This window comes from Blastomonas sp. (assembly GCF_046294995.1).
Lineage (GTDB): Bacteria > Pseudomonadota > Alphaproteobacteria > Sphingomonadales > Sphingomonadaceae > Blastomonas.
Genome location: NZ_JBKBOG010000002.1, coordinates 31,581 through 49,069 on the forward strand (window position 1 = coordinate 31,581; position 17,489 = coordinate 49,069).

General features: G+C 64.8%; 19 protein-coding genes. 14 read left to right on the plus strand and 5 right to left on the minus strand.

Translation table 11 applies throughout. The features are described 5' to 3' along the window. Positions 1-69: 69 nt before the first annotated feature. From ACK4R0_RS04730 to ACK4R0_RS04775, 10 genes are all read left to right on the plus strand, one after another. The gene (locus ACK4R0_RS04730) at positions 70-1,623 is read left to right on the plus strand and encodes a family 43 glycosylhydrolase (protein ID WP_409671010.1); all 1,554 of its coding nucleotides are present in this window, start codon (positions 70-72) and stop codon (positions 1,621-1,623) included. A gap of 118 nt (positions 1,624-1,741) precedes the next feature. Continuing rightward, positions 1,742-3,052 (plus strand): adenylosuccinate lyase, encoded by a 1,311-nt coding sequence (purB, locus tag ACK4R0_RS04735; protein ID WP_409671013.1) that lies wholly within the window; start codon positions 1,742-1,744, stop codon positions 3,050-3,052. Between the two features lie 101 nt (positions 3,053-3,153). Then, positions 3,154-3,510 carry a hypothetical protein gene (locus tag ACK4R0_RS04740; protein ID WP_409671016.1) on the plus strand — a complete coding sequence of 119 codons (357 nt, stop codon included), beginning with the start codon at positions 3,154-3,156 and terminating at the stop codon, positions 3,508-3,510. Between the two features lie 29 nt (positions 3,511-3,539). After that, on the plus strand, positions 3,540-4,214 hold the full coding sequence (pyrF, locus tag ACK4R0_RS04745) for an orotidine-5'-phosphate decarboxylase (RefSeq protein WP_409671018.1): 675 nt from the start codon (positions 3,540-3,542) through the stop codon (positions 4,212-4,214). A gap of 168 nt (positions 4,215-4,382) precedes the next feature. Beyond that, a complete protein-coding gene (locus ACK4R0_RS04750; protein WP_409671021.1) occupies positions 4,383-5,036 on the plus strand; it encodes a phosphoribosylanthranilate isomerase in 654 nt (217 codons plus the stop codon). After that, positions 5,011-6,252, plus strand: coding sequence for a tryptophan synthase subunit beta (gene trpB / locus ACK4R0_RS04755; protein WP_409671024.1), 1,242 nt, complete (start codon positions 5,011-5,013; stop codon positions 6,250-6,252). Before ACK4R0_RS04750 ends, trpB begins: the two co-directional genes overlap by 26 nt. Positions 6,253-6,338: 86 nt before the next feature. Continuing rightward, entirely contained in the window at positions 6,339-6,683 is a 345-nt protein-coding gene (locus ACK4R0_RS04760; RefSeq protein WP_409671027.1) for an endonuclease domain-containing protein, read from the plus strand. Then, positions 6,680-7,486: a tryptophan synthase subunit alpha gene (gene trpA, locus ACK4R0_RS04765; protein WP_409671030.1), complete on the plus strand. Its 807-nt coding sequence runs from the start codon at positions 6,680-6,682 to the stop codon at positions 7,484-7,486. Before ACK4R0_RS04760 ends, trpA begins: the two co-directional genes overlap by 4 nt. 11 nt (positions 7,487-7,497) lie before the next feature. Further along, positions 7,498-8,355: an acetyl-CoA carboxylase, carboxyltransferase subunit beta gene (gene accD, locus ACK4R0_RS04770; RefSeq protein WP_409671033.1), complete on the plus strand. Its 858-nt coding sequence runs from the start codon at positions 7,498-7,500 to the stop codon at positions 8,353-8,355. Positions 8,356-8,479: 124 nt separating this feature from the next. After that, positions 8,480-9,808, plus strand: a complete 1,329-nt coding sequence (locus ACK4R0_RS04775) for a bifunctional folylpolyglutamate synthase/dihydrofolate synthase (protein WP_409671037.1) — start codon at positions 8,480-8,482, stop codon at positions 9,806-9,808. A 307-nt stretch (positions 9,809-10,115) separates the two neighbouring features. On the opposite strand, the gene ACK4R0_RS04780 is transcribed toward ACK4R0_RS04775, so the two are convergent. Further along, entirely contained in the window at positions 10,116-11,501 is a 1,386-nt protein-coding gene (locus ACK4R0_RS04780; RefSeq protein ID WP_409671040.1) for an AmpG family muropeptide MFS transporter, read from the minus strand. A gap of 79 nt (positions 11,502-11,580) precedes the next feature. Then, positions 11,581-12,012: a response regulator gene (locus ACK4R0_RS04785; RefSeq protein ID WP_409671043.1), complete on the minus strand. Its 432-nt coding sequence runs from the start codon at positions 12,010-12,012 to the stop codon at positions 11,581-11,583. A 99-nt stretch (positions 12,013-12,111) separates the two neighbouring features. Here ACK4R0_RS04785 and ACK4R0_RS04790 point away from each other — a divergent pair, with 99 nt between their 5' ends. The 4 genes from ACK4R0_RS04790 (at position 12,112) to ACK4R0_RS04805 (ending at position 14,132) form a co-directional block, all read left to right on the plus strand. Then, positions 12,112-12,924, plus strand: coding sequence for a pseudouridine synthase (locus ACK4R0_RS04790; RefSeq protein ID WP_409671046.1), 813 nt, complete (start codon positions 12,112-12,114; stop codon positions 12,922-12,924). Positions 12,925-13,122: 198 nt separating this feature from the next. Beyond that, positions 13,123-13,683 (plus strand): 16S rRNA (guanine(966)-N(2))-methyltransferase RsmD, encoded by a 561-nt coding sequence (gene rsmD, locus ACK4R0_RS04795; protein WP_409671049.1) that lies wholly within the window; start codon positions 13,123-13,125, stop codon positions 13,681-13,683. Positions 13,684-13,687: 4 nt separating this feature from the next. Next, a complete protein-coding gene (locus tag ACK4R0_RS04800) occupies positions 13,688-13,882 on the plus strand; it encodes a stability determinant (RefSeq protein WP_409671052.1) in 195 nt (64 codons plus the stop codon). Continuing rightward, on the plus strand, positions 13,860-14,132 hold the full coding sequence (locus tag ACK4R0_RS04805) for a type II toxin-antitoxin system RelE/ParE family toxin (RefSeq protein WP_409671055.1): 273 nt from the start codon (positions 13,860-13,862) through the stop codon (positions 14,130-14,132). Before ACK4R0_RS04800 ends, ACK4R0_RS04805 begins: the two co-directional genes overlap by 23 nt. A gap of 3 nt (positions 14,133-14,135) precedes the next feature. Here the strand turns inward: ACK4R0_RS04805 and ACK4R0_RS04810 are convergent, their stop codons facing one another. The 3 genes from ACK4R0_RS04810 to ACK4R0_RS04820 form a co-directional block, all read right to left on the minus strand. Beyond that, a complete protein-coding gene (locus tag ACK4R0_RS04810; protein WP_409671058.1) occupies positions 14,136-15,416 on the minus strand; it encodes an MFS transporter in 1,281 nt (426 codons plus the stop codon). A 124-nt stretch (positions 15,417-15,540) separates the two neighbouring features. Continuing rightward, on the minus strand, positions 15,541-16,242 hold the full coding sequence (gene ctrA, locus ACK4R0_RS04815) for a response regulator transcription factor CtrA (RefSeq protein WP_409671061.1): 702 nt from the start codon (positions 16,240-16,242) through the stop codon (positions 15,541-15,543). A gap of 272 nt (positions 16,243-16,514) precedes the next feature. Next, positions 16,515-17,417, minus strand: a complete 903-nt coding sequence (locus ACK4R0_RS04820; RefSeq protein ID WP_409671064.1) for a LysR substrate-binding domain-containing protein — start codon at positions 17,415-17,417, stop codon at positions 16,515-16,517. Positions 17,418-17,489 lie beyond the last annotated feature (72 nt).

Here is a 17,489-nt window from a genome sequence, read left to right on the forward strand (position 1 = left end):
CAGCCCCTGCTCAGCCGCCGCAGTGCGATTGCTTCTGCTTCCCTTGCCACCTTGGGGCTTGCATATCCTGTGCCTGCAAGCGCCTCCCCGGCGCCAGAGCCTTCCTCGAAGGCACCTTCCCCGAAATGGCGCCGGGGCCTCGACAAGCAGCGCATCGCCGATCTGGGCGATGGCCGCTTCTTCAACCCGGTGCTGTCGGGCGACCGGCCCGACCCTGCGATCCTCAAGGATGGCGAGGATTATTACCTCACCTTTTCGAGCTTCGAATCCTATCCCGGCCTGCTGATCTGGCATTCGCGCGATCTGGTGAACTGGCAGCCGCGCAAGCCAGCGCTGACACGCAACATCGGATCGGTCTGGGCGGTCAGCCTGGAGAAACATCAAGGGCGCTACTTTATCTACATCCCGGTCAAGGCCAGCCCCAAGAACGACATCTTCGTGATCTGGGCAGACGATATCGACGGCCCGTGGAGTGACCCCGTGCCGCTGGGGCTGCACAGCCATATCGACCCATGCCATGCGGTGGGCGAAGATGGCTCGCGCTGGCTGTTCCTGTCGGGCGGCGACCGGGTGCGGCTGTCCGACGACGGGATGCGCGTCGTGGGACAGGTCGAGCATGTCTACGACCCCTGGCGCTATCCGACCGAATGGGATGTCGAGGGCTTTGCCCCCGAAGGCCCCAAGATCCACCGCATCGGGGACTATTTCTACATGCTGACCGCCGTGGGCGGTACGGCGGGCCCTCCCACGGGGCATATGGTGATCGCTGCCCGCTCGCGATCGATCCACGGCCCGTGGGAGCAGCATCCCGGCAATCCCCTCGTGCGCACCACCGACATCCGCGAAGCCTGGTGGTCGCGCGGCCATGCCAGCCTGGTCGAGGCGCCCGATGGATCGTGGTGGAGCCTGTATCACGGCTATGAGAACGGCTTCTGGACGCTGGGGCGGCAATGTCTGCTCGATCCTGTCGAATGGACCGCCGATGGCTGGTTCAAGATGACCGGCGGCGATCTGTCGCAACCGCTTGCCAAGCCCAAGGGGGGCAAGGCGCTGCCCCACGGCATGGCGCTGAGCGATGACTTCGCGATGCTGCAGCTCGGCACCAAATGGTCGTTCTTCCGCCCCGCCCCCGACGAGGCGGCGCGGGCCCGCGTTCAGGACAACACCTTGTTCCTGCGTGGCAAGGGGCTCGCGCCTTCGACCGGATCGCCGTTGCTGCTGACCGCAGGCGACACCTCCTACCGGTTCGAATGCGATATCGAGCTGGCCCCGGGCGGCACTGCCGGGCTGGTATTGTTCTATGACGACAAATTGTACGCTGGCCTGGGCTTCGATGCCGAGCGCTTCGTGACCCACCAGTACGGCATCGAGCGGGCGCGCCCCGTCAATCCGCATGGGTCCGCAATGCGCCTGCGCGTCACCAACCGCCGTCATATCGTCAGCTTCCACACCTCGGGCGATGGCGGCAAGACCTGGGTCAAGTTCGATCGCGGCATGGAAGTCTCAGGCTATCACCACAATGTGCGCGGCGGCTTCCTGATGCTGCGTCCCGGGCTGTACGCGGCCGGGCCGGGCGAGGCAAAGTTCCGCAACTTTACCTTCACCGCGCTCGCCGACGAATAGCGGTAAGCGCGGCGGCCCGTGGTTGAACAGCCGCCCGCTTGCTGCTAGCTGCGCGGGCGAAACCGCCGGGGCGCAAGGGTGCCCTGATTGCCCCACGCTCCAGTTGCAAGGACAGCTTATGGTCCCCCGTTATTCCCGCCCCGCCATGACCGCCATCTGGGAGCCCGAGGCGAAGTTCCGCATCTGGTTCGAGATCGAGGCGCACGCCACCGACGCGCTGGCCGAGCTGGGCGTGGTGCCCAAGTCCGCCGCCAAGGCGCTGTGGGCATGGTGGGCAACCAACCCGGTGATCGATGTCGCGGCGATCGACGCGATCGAGGCGGTGACCAAGCACGATGTTATCGCCTTCCTGACCTGGGTGGCCGAGCAGGTCGGCGACGAGGCGCGGTTCATGCACCAGGGCATGACCAGCTCGGACGTGCTCGACACCTGCCTTGCGGTGCAGTTGGCGCGCGCCAGCGACATCCTGATGGCCGATCTCGACGCGCTGCTCGAGGCGATCGAGCGCCGCGCGATGGAACACAAATACACCCCCACCATCGGCCGCAGCCACGGCATCCATGGCGAGCCGACCACCTTCGGGCTCAAGCTCGCGCAGGCCTATGCCGAGTTCGACCGCTGCCGCGCCCGCCTCAAGGCGGCCCGCGCCGAGATCGCCACCTGCGCGATTTCGGGCGCGATCGGCACCTTCGCCAACATCGATCCGCGCGTCGAGGCGCATGTCGCCAAGAAACTGGGCCTCGCGCTCGAGCCGGTCTCGACCCAGGTCATCCCGCGCGATCGCCATGCAATGTACTTTGCCACGCTGGGCGTCATCGCATCGTCGGTCGAGCGGCTGGCGACCGAAGTGCGCCATCTGCAGCGCACCGAAGTGCTTGAGGCCGAGGAGTATTTCTCCCCCGGCCAGAAGGGCTCATCGGCAATGCCGCACAAGCGCAACCCGGTGCTGACCGAGAACCTCACCGGGCTTGCCCGCGTCGTCCGCGCCGCCGCCATCCCGGCGATGGAGAACGTCGCTCTGTGGCACGAGCGCGATATCTCGCACAGTTCGGTCGAGCGCTTCTTCGGCCCCGATGCGACGATCACGCTCGACTTCGCGCTCGCGCGGCTGACCGGGGTAATCGACAAGCTGCTCGTCTATCCTGCGCGGATGCAGAAGAATCTCGACAAGATGGGCGGGCTTGTCCACTCGCAGCGGGTGCTGCTGGCGCTCACCCAGGCCGGGGTCAGCCGCGAGGACGCCTATCGCCTTGTCCAGCGCAACGCGATGCAGGTGTGGGAATCGGATGGCGCGCTGTCGCTGCTCGAACTGCTCAAGGCCGATGCCGAAGTCACCGCCGCGCTCTCGCCTGCGGAAATCGAGGAGAAGTTCAACCTCGATTACCATTTCAAGCATGTCGACACGATTTTCGCGCGGGTGTTCGGCTGATCCGGGCACCAAAACCCAAGCGTCTGGCCAATCGGGGATTATGCTCCTATGCTCTGGCTGACCGCCGGGACGCGGGCAGACTTTAAGGAGACACCGCGGTCATGCAGTTCCTGAAGACGCTGGTGATCATCATGCTTGCCGTGGTGTTCGTCGTGTTCGCCTACAACAACTGGCAGGCCGTCACCGTCGACCTGTGGGGCGGGCTGCAGCTGGTGACCAAGCTGCCGGTGCTGCTGGCGCTGACGTTCCTTGCAGGGTTCCTGCCGCTCTGGGCGTATCACCGCACCGCGAGCTGGCGGATGAAGCGGCGGATCGCGACGCTCGAGGCCAACCAGATGCGAGCGGCGGCAGCGGCATCCGCAGCCCCTGCCGCGGTACCGGTGCAGGCCGCGCCACCGCCACCGCCTGCGATAATGACGAACGAACAAGAGCCCGAGAGCGCGCTGCGCTCGGTATGATACCATCAACAGGGGGTCCCGCGCAGATCATGTCCAATCCCATCTATCTTGCTGTCGATCTGCCCGATCTGGCACGCGCCGGGGCGCTGGTGCAATCGGTCCGCGCGCATGTCGGCGGGGTGAAATTGGGCCTGGAATTCTTCTGCGCGCATGGCCATCACGGCGTCCACGAGATCGCCAAGTTTGGCCTGCCGATCTTCCTCGACCTGAAGCTGCACGACATTCCCAACACCGTCGCCGCCGCGATGCAGGCGATCCATGTGCTCGAACCGGCGATCGTCACCGTCCACGCCGCAGGCGGCCGTGCGATGATGGAAGACGCCAAGGCCGCCGCTGGCGCCAACACCAAGGTGGTCGCGGTCACGATGCTGACCAGCCTGGATGATGATGACATGGGCCAGATCGGCATGGCCGGCAGCGCGCACGACAGCGTGCTGCGGCTGGCGGATTTGGCGCATCAGGCCGGGCTCGACGGCATCGTGTGTTCGGGCCAGGAGGTCGGCGCGGTGCGCCACCAGTGGCGCGACGGGTTCTTCGTGGTGCCCGGCGTTCGCCCCGCCAGCGCTACTGCAGGCGACCAGAAGCGCGCGGTGACCCCTCGCCAGGCGCGCGATGCCGGTGCCTCGGTGCTGGTCATCGGCCGCCCGATCGCCCGCGCGGCCGAGCCCGACAACGCCGCGCGAGAGATCATGGCGACGTTGTGAGGGCTGGTTCCTTTTGACCTCACCCATTCTCCGGCAAATTGATATTGTGCGGTAAACGAAAATTCGTCACCCCCGCGAACGCGGGGGTCCCGCTTCTGTGGCGGCGTTGGATCAAAGCGGGATTCCCGCTTTCGCGGGAATGACGAGAAACGAAAAAACGGAAGAAGCATGACCACCCTGATCAAGATCTGCGGCCTGTCCACCGAAGCCGCCATCGATGCCGCCGCCGCCAACGGCGCGAGCCATATCGGGCTCGTCCACTTCGAGAAGAGCCCGCGCCACGTGTCGCTCGAGCAGGCAGCGGACCTGCGCCGCCGTACGCCCGCCAGCCTCAAGGTCGTGCTGTTGCTGGTCAACGCCTCACCCGAGCTGACGCAGAAAGCGTACCGCGCCGTACGCCCCGACGTGATCCAGTTCCACGGCTCGGAAAAGCCTGAATGGCTGGCCATCGTGAAGCAGCACATGGCGGTCGAGGTGTGGAAGGCACTGGGTCTGCGCAGCGCCGAAACGCTCGACAATGCGCGCCGCTTCGACGGCATCGCCGACCGCCTGCTGTTCGATGCGCCCGCGCAGGCGCTCCCCGGCGGCAACGGAACGGTCGTCGATTGGTCGCTGCTGACTGGCCACCAGCACCTGCTGCCCTGGGGGCTGGCGGGAGGTCTGGACCCCGACAATGTCGAAGAAGCGCTGGCGGCGACGCATGCGCCTCTGGTCGATGTCTCCTCGGGCGTGGAGAGCGCGCCGGGAGTCAAAGATATGGACAAGATCGCCCGCTTTTGCCAAGCGGTTGCCAACCATGACCAACGCAGCACCCCAGCTTAACAGCTATCGCAATCAACCCGACGCACAGGGCCATTTCGGCCAGTTCGGCGGGCGCTATGTTGCAGAAACCCTGATGCCTTTGGTGCTCGATCTCGAGAAACACTATCGCGCAGCCCAGGCCGACCCCGCGTTCAAGGCGCAGTTCGATGATCTGCTCGAACATTATGTCGGGCGTCCCAGCCCGCTCTATTATGCCGAGCGGTTGACCGAGGAACTGCGCAAGGGCGCTGCTCCGGATAAAGGCGCGCAAATCTGGTTCAAGCGCGACGAGCTCAACCATACCGGCGCGCACAAGATCAACAACTGCATCGGCCAGATCCTGCTCGCGATGCGGATGGGCAAGACCCGGATCATCGCCGAGACCGGCGCGGGCCAGCACGGCGTCGCCACCGCCACCGTCTGCGCGCGCTTCGGGCTGCCCTGCGTGATCTATATGGGCGCGACCGATGTCGCGCGGCAGCAGCCCAATGTGTTCCGGATGAAGCTGCTCGGCGCCGAGGTCATCCCCGTGACCAGCGGCGCAGCGACGCTCAAGGACGCGATGAACGAGGGGCTGCGCGACTGGGTCGCCAACGTCCACGACACCTTCTACATCATCGGCACCGCCGCCGGCCCGCACCCGTATCCTGAACTGGTCCGCGATTTCCAGAGCGTGATCGGCAAGGAAGCGCGCGCGCAGATGCTCAGCCGCATCAACCGCCTGCCCGACCTGCTGGTCGCGGCGATCGGCGGCGGATCGAACGCGCTTGGCCTGTTCCATCCCTTTCTCGATGACGACGTGAAGATGCTGGGGGTCGAAGCCGCAGGATACGGCCTCGACGGCAACGAGCACGCCGCCAGCCTGCTGGGCGGCTTCCCCGGTATCCTCCACGGCAACAAGACCTATCTGCTGCAGGACGAGGACGGCCAGATCACCGAGGGCCATTCGATCAGCGCAGGGCTGGATTATCCCGGCATCGGCCCCGAACACGCCTGGCTCAAGGACATGGGCCGGGTCGAATACACTGCGATCACCGATGACGAGGCGCTCGACGGCTTCCAGCTGCTCTGCCGCACCGAAGGCATCATCCCAGCGCTCGAGCCTGCGCATGCGATTGCAGCGGTGACGAAGGTCGCGCCGACCATGGACCGCGATGCGATCATCCTCGCGAACCTGTGCGGACGTGGCGACAAGGATATCTTCACGGTGGCCGAGAAGCTCGGGGTGGAGATGTGAGCATATAGCCCTCTCCCCTTCAGGGGAGAGGGTTGGGAGAGGGGGATGAAGTGCGACCCGAACGTCTCACCAAACGCGCAAAGGCGATGCGCGTTGAAGCCACCGAACCCGAAATCAGATTATGGCTGGAACTCCGCGCAAAGCGGTTTTCAGGCGTGAAGTTCAGACGACAAAAGGTCATAGGCAATTACATCGCTGACTTCGCATCGCGAACTCCGATGCTGGTGATTGAAGTGGACGGCGATACGCATGACGGGCGCGATGCCTATGATGCACAACGGACACGGTATCTTGAAAGCCAAGGATATCGGGTGCTTCGCTTTACGAACTATGATGTTATGACCGGTATGGAAGGTGTGTTGATGGTTATTGAAGCGGCTGTGCAGGCCCCTCTCCCAACCCTCTCCCCTGAAGGGGAGAGGGCTCAATGAGCGCGCGCCTCTCTTCCGCCTTCCCCGCTGACCGCGCGGCGCTTGTCTGCTTCGTCACCGCTGGCGATCCTGACGCCGCCTCCACCCCCGCCATCCTCGACGCTTTGGTCGAAGGCGGCGCGGATGTGATCGAATTGGGCATGCCGTTCACCGATCCGATGGCCGATGGCCCCGCGATCCAGGCGGCGAACCTGCGCTCGCTGGCGGCGGGCACCAAGACCGCAGACATCCTGCAGATCGCCACCGGTTTCCGCAGGCGCCATCCGAACGTGCCGCTGGTGCTGATGGGCTATGCCAACCCGATGACCCGGCGCGGTCCCGAATGGTTCGCCGATGCGTGCGCGCAAGCTGGCGTCGATGGCGTGATCTGCGTCGACATTCCGGTCGAGGAAGACGCCGCGCTCGGCCCGGCTCTTCGCGCCAAGGGTATCGCCCCGATCCGGCTCGCGACGCCCACCACCGATGCCGCACGGCTGCCCGCGGTGCTCGAAGGCGCAGGCGGGTTTCTGTACTACGTCTCGGTCGCAGGGATCACCGGCAAGCAGCAGGCGGTGCAGGCGAGCATCGAGGAAGCGGTCGCGCGGCTAAAGGCCTCGACCGACCTGCCGATCGCGGTGGGCTTTGGCGTGCGCACCCCCGAGCAGGCCGCCGCGATCGGGCGCGTTGCTGATGGGGTTGTCGTGGGCAGCGCGATCGTCGAGATTGTCAGCCAGCACGGCGCGGATGCCGCAGGCCCGGTGCGCGACTACGTCCGCACGCTCAGCCATGCCATCGCCACCGCGCGCCACACCGCAGCCGTCTGAGGAGCACGCCCATGAACTGGTTCAGCCGAGTCCGCAACGCCATCCCCTTCATCGCCCGCCAGGACGAAAGCCCGGACAATCTGTGGCACAAGTGCAAGGCCTGCGGCGAAATGGTGTTCGCCAAGGAGTTCGAGGACAATCTATCGGTCTGCCCGAAGTGCAACCATCACGAACGCATCGGGGCGCAGCGGCGCTTCGGCATGCTGTTCGACGACCAATTGTGGGAAGAACTGCCCTCGCCGACGGTCACAGAAGACCCGCTCAAGTTCCGCGACAGCAAGAAGTACGTCGACCGGCTCAAGGCCGCGCGCGCCGCCAATGTCGGCAACGATGCGCTGACTAACGCTTTGGGCCGGCTCAAGGGCAGCAAGGCCGTGGTCGGGGTGCAGGATTTCGCGTTCATGGGCGGATCGATGGGCATGGCCGTCGGCGCGGCGTTCATCGCCGGGACCGAACGCGCGATTGCCGAGAAATGCCCTTATGTCATCTTCACCGCCGCCGGCGGCGCGCGGATGCAGGAAGGCATATTGTCGCTGATGCAGATGCCGCGCAGCACGGTTGCGATCACGCGGCTGCACGCAGCGGGGCTGCCCTACATCGTCGTGCTGACCGACCCCACCACCGGCGGCGTGACCGCCAGCTATGCGATGCTGGGCGATGTCCAGATGGCCGAGCCCAACGCGTTGATCGGCTTTGCCGGGCAGCGGGTGATCGAGCAGACGATCCGCGAGAAACTGCCCGAGGGCTTCCAGCGCTCCGAATATCTGCTCGAGCACGGGATGCTCGACATGGTGGTCGAGCGCAAGGACCTGCGCGATCGGCTGGGCAGCGTGATCGATTTCCTGATGGCGGCGAAGGCGGCTGCGTGAAACTCCCTCTCCCCTTCAGGGGAGAGGGCTGGGGAGAGGGGACGTCGCCCGACCTCAATTCATGTTCCCCTCTCCCTTCGCCGCTTCGCGGCTCTTCCCTCTCCCCTGAAGGGGAGAAGGCTTGATGGCAGACCACGCCGTCTCGTCCGACCCCGGCGTCCAGACCCAGCTCGACCGCCTCACCGCATTGTCGCCCGGGCGCGACGTGCTGGGGCTCGAGCGGATCACCGCGCTGCTCGCGCGGCTGGGCGATCCGCATCACCGCCTGCCGCCGGTGTTCCATGTCGCGGGCACCAACGGCAAGGGATCGACCTGCGCGTTCCTGCGCGCCGCGATCGAGGCGTCGGGGCAGACTTGCCATGTGTATACCAGCCCGCATCTGGTGCGCTTCAACGAACGCATCCGCATCGCCGGGCGGCTGATCGACGACGATATGCTCGCCGCCTATCTGGCGCGGGTGCTCGACATTGCCGAGGGCACCGGCGCGAGTTTCTTCGAGGTGACAACCGCCGCCGCCTTCCTCGCCTTTGCCGAGACGCCCGCCGATGCCTGCGTGATCGAGGTCGGCCTCGGCGGCAGGCTCGATGCGACCAACGTTCTGCCGCGCCCTGCGGTGTGCGGCATTGCCGCGCTCGGCATCGACCACGAAGCCTTTCTGCTCGCCCCCGAAGAGGGCACCCCGGACCTGCCGATGGAGCGGATCGCCTTCGAGAAATCCGGCATCGCCAAGGCGGACGTGCCGCTGGTGATCCAGCGCTATGCCACCGGGATGATGGGCGCGATCGCGGGCCAGGCGATGCGCGCCGGGGCGTTCGTGAAAGTGCGCGGCGAGGATTGGGACGCGGCGCTGTATCAGGGTCGGCTGCATTATCGCGATGTCGACGGACGGCTCATCCTGCCGGTGCCGCGCCTGCCCGGCGAGCACCAGGCCGACAACGCCGCGCTGGCCGTCGCGATGATCCGCCACCAGAGCGCGGTCGCCATCCCGGACAGCGCGCTGTCCGCCGCGATGGGCTGGGCCGACTGGCCCGCGCGGCTGCAGCGGCTGGGCGATGGCCCGCTGACCGCCCTGCTGGGCACGGGCGAGGCGGTGTGGCTCGATGGCGGGCACAATCCCGATGCAGGCGCAGCGCTCGCACGGCATGTCGCAGCCATGGGCGGCAAGGTGCACCTGATCATCGGCATGCTGTCGAACAAGCAGCCCGGCGCCTTGCTCGGCCCGCTTGAACCCTATCTGGCCAGCGTCACCGCGCTGCCGGTACCGGGGCATGAATGGCATGATGCCGATGCGTTCCAGGCGTGCCTGACGTCGGGGATCGAGGTCGAGGCGATGGCGGATGTGGAGGCTGCGGTGGCCGGGCTATCGGAGCGCGAGCCGATGCCGGTGCTGATCGCAGGCTCGCTCTATCTGGCGGGCGAGGTGCTCAAGGCCAACGGGCAGGCGCCGGATTAACTCCGCACCCGTTTTCCGGCGAAAGCCGGAATCCAGGGCGACTGCAGTGCCATCTGCCCCCTGGGCTCCGGCGTTCGCCGGAGAACGGGCTCATCGTTCCGATAGCCCCACCTCTCCGCGTTCCCGAGCCCTTCGGCTGGCTGGCGAGCCAGCCGCTCAGGATAAACTTCCCGGCATGGCCGGGAAGTCGAGGGACGCATTCGCACACGGTTGCGCGTACGTCCCTCGACTTCGCTCGGGACAGACGGGATGGGAGCGAGACCTCAGCTACCTTGTACGCGCCCGGATTGCCCTTACAGCCGTAACGTTACGGCCCGGCAGGTGCAGGTGCAGCTGCTGGCTCCGTGACCGGCGTCTGCCGCACCGATTCCACCACGAACCCTCTTTTCCAGAGGATCCACAACAGCACCATGCCCGGGACTGCGATCACGACGGTGCATAGCCAGAAATTTACCCATCCGACATTTTCAGCAAGATAGCCCGAAGGAGCCGACAGCCACGTCCGTCCGACGGCGGCGAAGGACGACAGCAGTGCAAACTGCGTTGCGGTGTAGGCAAGGTTGGACAGGCCTGACAGATAGGTCACGAAGACCGTCAGGCCGATCCCGCTGGTGAAATTCTCGGTCCCGACCGCGATGGCCAGCATGACATTGGAATGACCTGTTGCGGCCAGAACTGCAAACAGGACATTCGAGAACATCATCAGCAATCCCGAAACGAACAGCGCGCGCCCCATTCCCAGCCAGGCGATAAAGGGGGCTCCGACAGCAGAACCGGCGATAAGCGCTGCAAAGCCGACGAATTTGTTTACCGTGACATATTCGGTGTCGCTGAATCCCAACTCGACAATCATCGGGGCCAGCATGATCTGCCCCATCGCGTCGCCGACCTTGTATATGAGCACGAAGGCAAGGATCAGCACCGCTCCGTTCCGCGTGAGGAACTCGCGAAACGGATTGAGCACCGTCTCGCCCAGCCAGTTGCCGAACGACTGACCCGCTGCGATGGCATGCCTTTCGACGTATTGGCCCGGTCCCGCAAACAGCGCGGCGATGGCCGCAGGCACGACGCAAAAAGCGGTAAAGCCATATGCCGCAGCCCAGCCGAGACCCGCGCCTTCGGCCGATGCGAGATAGATCGTTCCGGCGCCTGCCAGAAGGTTACCCGTGCGATAGCCGAACTGGTTCATCGCGGTGCCATGCGGCAATTCCTCGTCGGAGAGGATTTCGATGCGGTAGGCGTCGATGACAATGTCCTGAGTTGCCGAAAGGAATGCGACCATGATCGCACAGACCGCAAACCAGCCGAGCCCATTGGCAGGATCGCTCGCGCCCAATTGCCAAAGGGCGGCAAACAGCAGTGCCTGGATCAGGAAAAGCCACGCCCTGCGCTGTCCAAACCACCGTGTCAGAAATGGCAGCGGCAATTTGTCTACCAGCGGCGCCCAGAGGAATTTGAGCGTGTACGGCGTGGTCAGCCCGATCGCGAAGCCGATCGTCGATTTGTCGATGCCGACGCGCGACAGCCAGAACGTCATTGTCGCCAGCAACAGCGTCAATGGAAAACCGCTCGAAATGCCGAGCAGAAATGCAACGAATGGCATGGGCCTGACGTAGGGGCGAAACGCAGGAACGACGAAACCTGTGGCCACCACCGCAGCGATGATGGCGATAAAAATCAACGTCTGTTCCACAAATCATCCCTTCCCGTGTCCCAGGCCCGGAACCTAGCGACATCGCCGGTTTACGCCAGAGGGATATTGCGAAGGCGTGTCAGCCCGCAGGCGAATAGAGGTTGAGCGCCTTGGGCATCGTCTTGGGGGTCTTGCCGCGGATCAGACGATCGACGGCTTCGATCGCCTTGACCAGCTCGACCGCGCTATACGGCTTGATCAGGCATCCGATGGCGTATTGCTGGGCCTGGTTGGGGCAGGCGCCGGTCGCGTACAGCACCGGGATGTTGCGCCCGCTGGCAACCCTTGCCACCTCGATCCCGCTGCCGCCGCGCGACAGGTTGATATCGGCCAGCACCAGATCGATCGCCTCGCGCTCGAGCACCGCGATCGCTTCGGCCTCGGTGTCCACCGTGGCGGCCACGCGGTAGCCTGCATCGACCACGCGCAGCTCGTTGTCGAAAGCCACGAGAGGTTCGTCCTCGACGATCAATATGGTCTGGATCGATCGGGTAAAGCGCGAAAACAGCATGCAAGGACTTTCCCGGTACGGAGATAAGCGTCAGGAGGAAATACGCAGCAATCAATTCTTGCGTTCCCGCGCGGCGCCTTCCTCGTTATAGCAGCGGCCATGCCCCCCAGGAAACCGAAATTCGACCCGCTTGAACAGAGCGAAACCCCGCCCGAACCCGCGGCGCGCAAGACGTCCGCGCTGGGCGAGGGCCAGCGTATCGCCAAGCTGCTGGCACGCGCCGGAATCGCCAGCCGGCGCGAGATCGAGCGGATGATCGAGGGCGGCCGGGTGGCGCGCGATGGCGTGCCGATCACCACGCCTGCGACGGTATTGACCAGCCTGCACGGGATCACGGTGGACGGCAAGGCGGTGAGCGAACCGGCACCTGCCAAGCTCTGGCGCTTCCACAAGCCCGCCGGCCTGTTGACCGCAGCGCGCGATTTCACCGGGCGCGAGACGATCTACGATCACCTCGCCCGCGTCGCCCCCAATGCGCCGCGGATGATGCCTGTCGGGCGGCTCGACCTCAACACCGAGGGCCTGCTGCTGATGACCAACGACGGCGAACTCAAGCGCCAGATGGAGCTGCCCGCCACCGGGGTCGAGCGCACGTATCGCGCGCGCGCCTTTGGCGAGGTCAGCCAGAGCCAGCTTGAGGACCTGATCCACGGGATCACCATCGAGGGCATCCGCTATGGCAAGATCGACGCCAATCTGGAGCGCCGCACCGGGCGCAACGGCTGGATCGAGATGACGCTGACCGAGGGCAAGAACCGCGAGGTGCGCCGCGTGCTCGAGCATCTCGGCCTCAAGGTCTCGCGCCTGATCCGCACCCGATACGGCCCGTTCCTGCTCGAAGGGCTCGAGCCCGGCGCGCTCGACGAGGTCCGCCGCCACGATCTGATCACCTTCAGGAACACGTTGAAATGATGGAAGACAACTTCCCCTCTCCCCTCCGAGGGAGAGGGTTGCGCAGACTTGGCAGCTTGCTACCTAGTCGAAGCTGGGAGAGGGGGCAGCGGTTTCAGAGCCACGCCACCGCCCCTGCCCCTCATCCAACTTCGCCTAGCCGCGCTAACGCTTGGCAAGGCTGCGTATCCTTCTCCCCCACAGGGGAGAAGGTTTAAGATGCTGCGCATCATCGCGGGCGAATGGCGGGGCCGCAAGCTGAAGACCCCGGCAGGCGACACCACCCGCCCCACCGCAGACCGCACCCGCGAGACCCTGTTCTCGATGCTGACCAGCCGATTGGGGTCGTTCGAGGAGCTGAGCGTGCTCGACCTGTTTGCAGGTTCGGGCGCGCTAGGGATCGAGGCGCTGTCGCGCGGCGCTGCCAAATGCGTGTTCGTCGAGCAGGACCGCGCCGCGATCGAGGTATTGCGCGCCAACATCCGGGCGCTTGAGGCCGAAGACCGCGCCGAAGTCCGCCCTAGCTCGGCGCTGACATTGGGCCCGGCGCTCAAGCCCTTCGACGTCGTGCTGATCGACCCGCCTTATGCGACCGGCGCGGGCGCGGTGGCGCTCGACAAGCTGGCACGGCTGGGCTGGTTTGCGCCTTCGACCTGGATCAGCGTGGAAACCGGAAAGTCGGAAAAGCTCGAGGTATCGGGCTTCGAGATCGATGCCGAACGCGTGGTCGGCAAGGCCAAGCTGACGTTATTGCGGCGGACGGGCGATGTGATAGACTGAAGCCATGGTCAAATACTCGCCGATCGAATCCGAATTCGCCTCGTCCGAGGAAGAGGCAGCCTATGACGCGTGGTTTCGCGCCAAAGTGGAGCGCTCGCTGCGATCGACCGCACCCCGGATCCCGCATGAAGAGGTGATGGCTCGCGCTGCAGATATCATATCAAAGGCCCGGCAGCGTGCGGCTGATCTGGACAATTGATGCCCTGGCCGACCATGACGACATTATCGGCTACATAGCCGACAGAAATCCGGATGCGGCAGAACGGCTTAAGAATCTGTTTGATCGTTGCGCGAAGCAGTTACTGGAATTTCCCCTGATGCATCGCCTAGGTCGTGTCCCAGGCACACGGGAGGCGATCGTCCATCCCAACTATCTGCTGATTTACAGTATTGAGCAGGACGCGATTGTCATCACTGCTGTGCTGCACGCCCGCCAGCAATATCCCTGACGCCTAACCCGCAGCCCGTCCCCGCTGCGCCCACAGCCCCGCAAAGCTCAGCAAGCCTGCCGCCGCCAGATACAGCCCCACCGCATCCGCGCCGCTCCGGTCCGCCAGCGCCTGCGCCGCGATCGGGGCGAGTGCGCCGCCGATGATGCCGCCGCCATTGAACGCCACCGATGCACCGGTATAGCGCACGCGTGCCGGAAACTGCTTCGGCAGCCACGCGCCCAGCGGGCCGTAGACGAAGCCCATCACCAGCAGCGCGATCGACAGCGCGATCCAGGCCAGCCAGAGCGAGCCCGATCCCAGCAATGGCCCGAACAGCAGGCCGACGCCCACCGTTGCCGCGCAGCCGATCATCAGCACGCGCCCGCTGCTGGTGGCATCCGAGCGATAGCCCGACAGCACGATCCCCAGCGCCAGGAACAGGATCGCGCCCAGTTGCACCAGCAGGAAGTCGACGCGGTTGTGACCCAGGGCGGTGGTGGCATAGCCCAAAGCAAACGCGGTCGAGAGATAGAAGATCGCAAAGCACGCGACGACCGCGAAGGTGCTGGCAAAGGTCGCGCGCAGGTGGTTGCGGAAGAGTTCGGCGACCGGCACCGGCGCGGGCTTGTCGCGCGCCAGCACCTCGGCAAAGTCGGGGGTCTCGCTGATCTTCAGCCGCACCCACAGCCCCAGCCCCACCAATATGCCGCTCGCCAGAAACGGCACGCGCCAGCCCCAGGCGACGAACTGCGCATCGGTCAGCGACAGGCCCAGAATGAGGAACAGCCCGTTGGCGGCGATGAAACCCACCGGTGCGCCGAGCTGCGGCGCCATGCCGAACCGCGCGGCCCAGCCCGGCGGCGCGTTCTCGACCGCCAGCAGCGCCGCCCCGCCCCATTCGCCGCCAAGCCCGAAACCCTGGCCGAACCGAAGGATACACAGCAGCAACGGCGCGACCCATCCGACCATCTGATAGGTCGGCAGGAAGGCGATCAGCAGGGTCGAGCCGCCCATCAGCATCAGCGAGGCGACCAGCGTCGACTTGCGTCCGATCCGATCGCCGAAATGCCCGAAGACAACCGCGCCGACCGGCCGTGCGAAGAACGCGAGGCCGAAGCTCATATAGCTCAGCAGCAATTGCGCCGAGGCGCTTTCCGACGGGAAGAACAATGGGCCGAAGACAAGCGCAGCGGCGGTTGCGTAGATATAGAAATCATAGAACTCGACCGCGGTGCCGACCAGCGACGCAGTGAGCACCCGCGCATGGGTGCGATAGGGATGCTGCGGTGTCGTGGTTGCCATCGATCGGAGCGTTAGCGCGCCGCGCGCCGATGGCAAGACCCGCCGCCGCCGTGCGCGCACAGCGGATACAAAAAGGGCGGCTGGTTGCCCGCCGCCCTTTTTCAAATGTCGGTGTGAACGCGCCTCAGGCAGCGATGACTTCGCCATCGGCTTCCGGATCGCGCAACACATAGCCGCGGCCCCAGACGGTCTCGATATAGTTTTCACCGCCGCAGGCCAGCGCCAGCTTCTTGCGCAGCTTGCAGATGAACACGTCGATGATCTTGAGTTCGGGTTCGTCCATGCCGCCATACAGGTGGTTGAGGAACATTTCCTTGGTCAGCGTGGTGCCCTTGCGCAGGCTCAATAGCTCGAGCATCGCATATTCCTTGCCGGTCAGGTGGACGCGGGCGCTGTCGACTTCGACGGTCTTGGCATCGAGATTGACCGCCAGCTTGCCGGTGCGGATCACACTTTGCGAATGACCCTTGGAACGACGCACGACGGCGTGGATGCGCGCGACCAATTCCTCGCGGTGGAACGGCTTGGTGACATAGTCGTCGGCACCGAAGCCGAACGAGCGGACCTTGCTGTCCATCTCCGAAATGCCCGACAGGATCAGCACCGGCGTCTGCACCTTGGCGACGCGCAGCTTTTTCAGCACGTCATAGCCGTGCATATCGGGAAGGTTCAGGTCGAGCAGGATGATGTCGTAATCATACAGCTTGCCCAGATCCAGACCCTCTTCGCCCAGATCGGTGGTGTAGACATTGAAACCTTCGGTGGTGAGCATAAGCTCGATTGCCCTGGCCGTGGTCGGTTCATCTTCGATCAAAAGCACCCGCATGTGCAGCCCCTTTTCGCCCGTGCCATCGGCACCGTTCAGTCATCTAGACCCAAGAACGGATCGACATGGAAAACATTAACCATAAAAGGTTTGGGGGCAAAAGGTTAATTTTGGGTAAACCGGGCCAGGTTCGCGCGGCGGATTACTGCCGCCACGTCGGAACGCACGGGAAAGACTCGGGATTTCGGCGTGATTTGGAGCCTTAACGGTTCGTCGCTTTTTACAGGGTTAAACAGTTAAGGTTTCCAATTGGTAACGAAAATTAGCCAATGTTAATTTTGCTTGTGCTGCAGAGCGTCGCGGAGAAACGCGATCAGCGCCTCGACGCGCGCGGGTCGATGCGGTGATGGCGGCGTGACGATGCTCAGCGTGGTCTCGTCGAACTGCCAGTGGGGCAGCAGGCGGACCAGCCGACCGCCCGCGACCTCCTCGTCGCAGAAGAAATCGGGCAGCGCTGCAATGCAAAGCCCGCCAATCACGGCGGGCATCGCGGCATCGGCGTTGTTGACGATCAGCGCAGGCTTGACCGGACATTGCACCCTGCTGCCATCGCGCCCGGTCATCGACCACAAGCCCGGCTGCGCGGAATTGGCGTAATAGACCACGCGGTGCTGCTCCAGATCGGCGGGCGTCAGCGGCGTTCCGTTGCGCGCGCAATAGTCGGGCGAGGCGATCATGTAGAGTTGCACCGGGCGCAGCCGGATAGCGCGCAGACTGCTGTCGGGCAGGGTGGCGATGCGCAGCGCCAGGTCGAACCCCTCATCGACCAGATCGACCCGCGCGTCGGACAGGTGCATGTCGATGATGATCCCCGGATACAGCGCCATGAAGCGGGCGACCAGCGGCGCGACCTCGCGCAGGCCAAAGCTCATCGGCACCGCGATGCGCACCGTTCCGGTGAGCAGCGAGGCCTCGTCCCGCGCGGCCTCGACCGCCGCCTCGCCGTCCAGCCGGATGCGGCGCGCGTGATCGACCAAAGATCGCCCTGCGGCGGAAAGCGAAAGCCGGCGCGAGGTTCGGTGGAACAGCACCGTCCCCAGTTCGACCTCCAGCCGCGATACCGCCTTGGAGACCTTGGCCTTGGACAGGCTGAGCGCCTCTGCCGCTGCGGTGAAGCTGCCGGTGTCGGCAACAGCGGCGAACACGGCCCAGGCTTCGAAATCGGGAAGTCGCATTTTTAGAAACAATCCTTTTCCAAACTGGCTATTTTGGAAACGATAGCATCGGCCTATCTGTAGCTCAAGCCA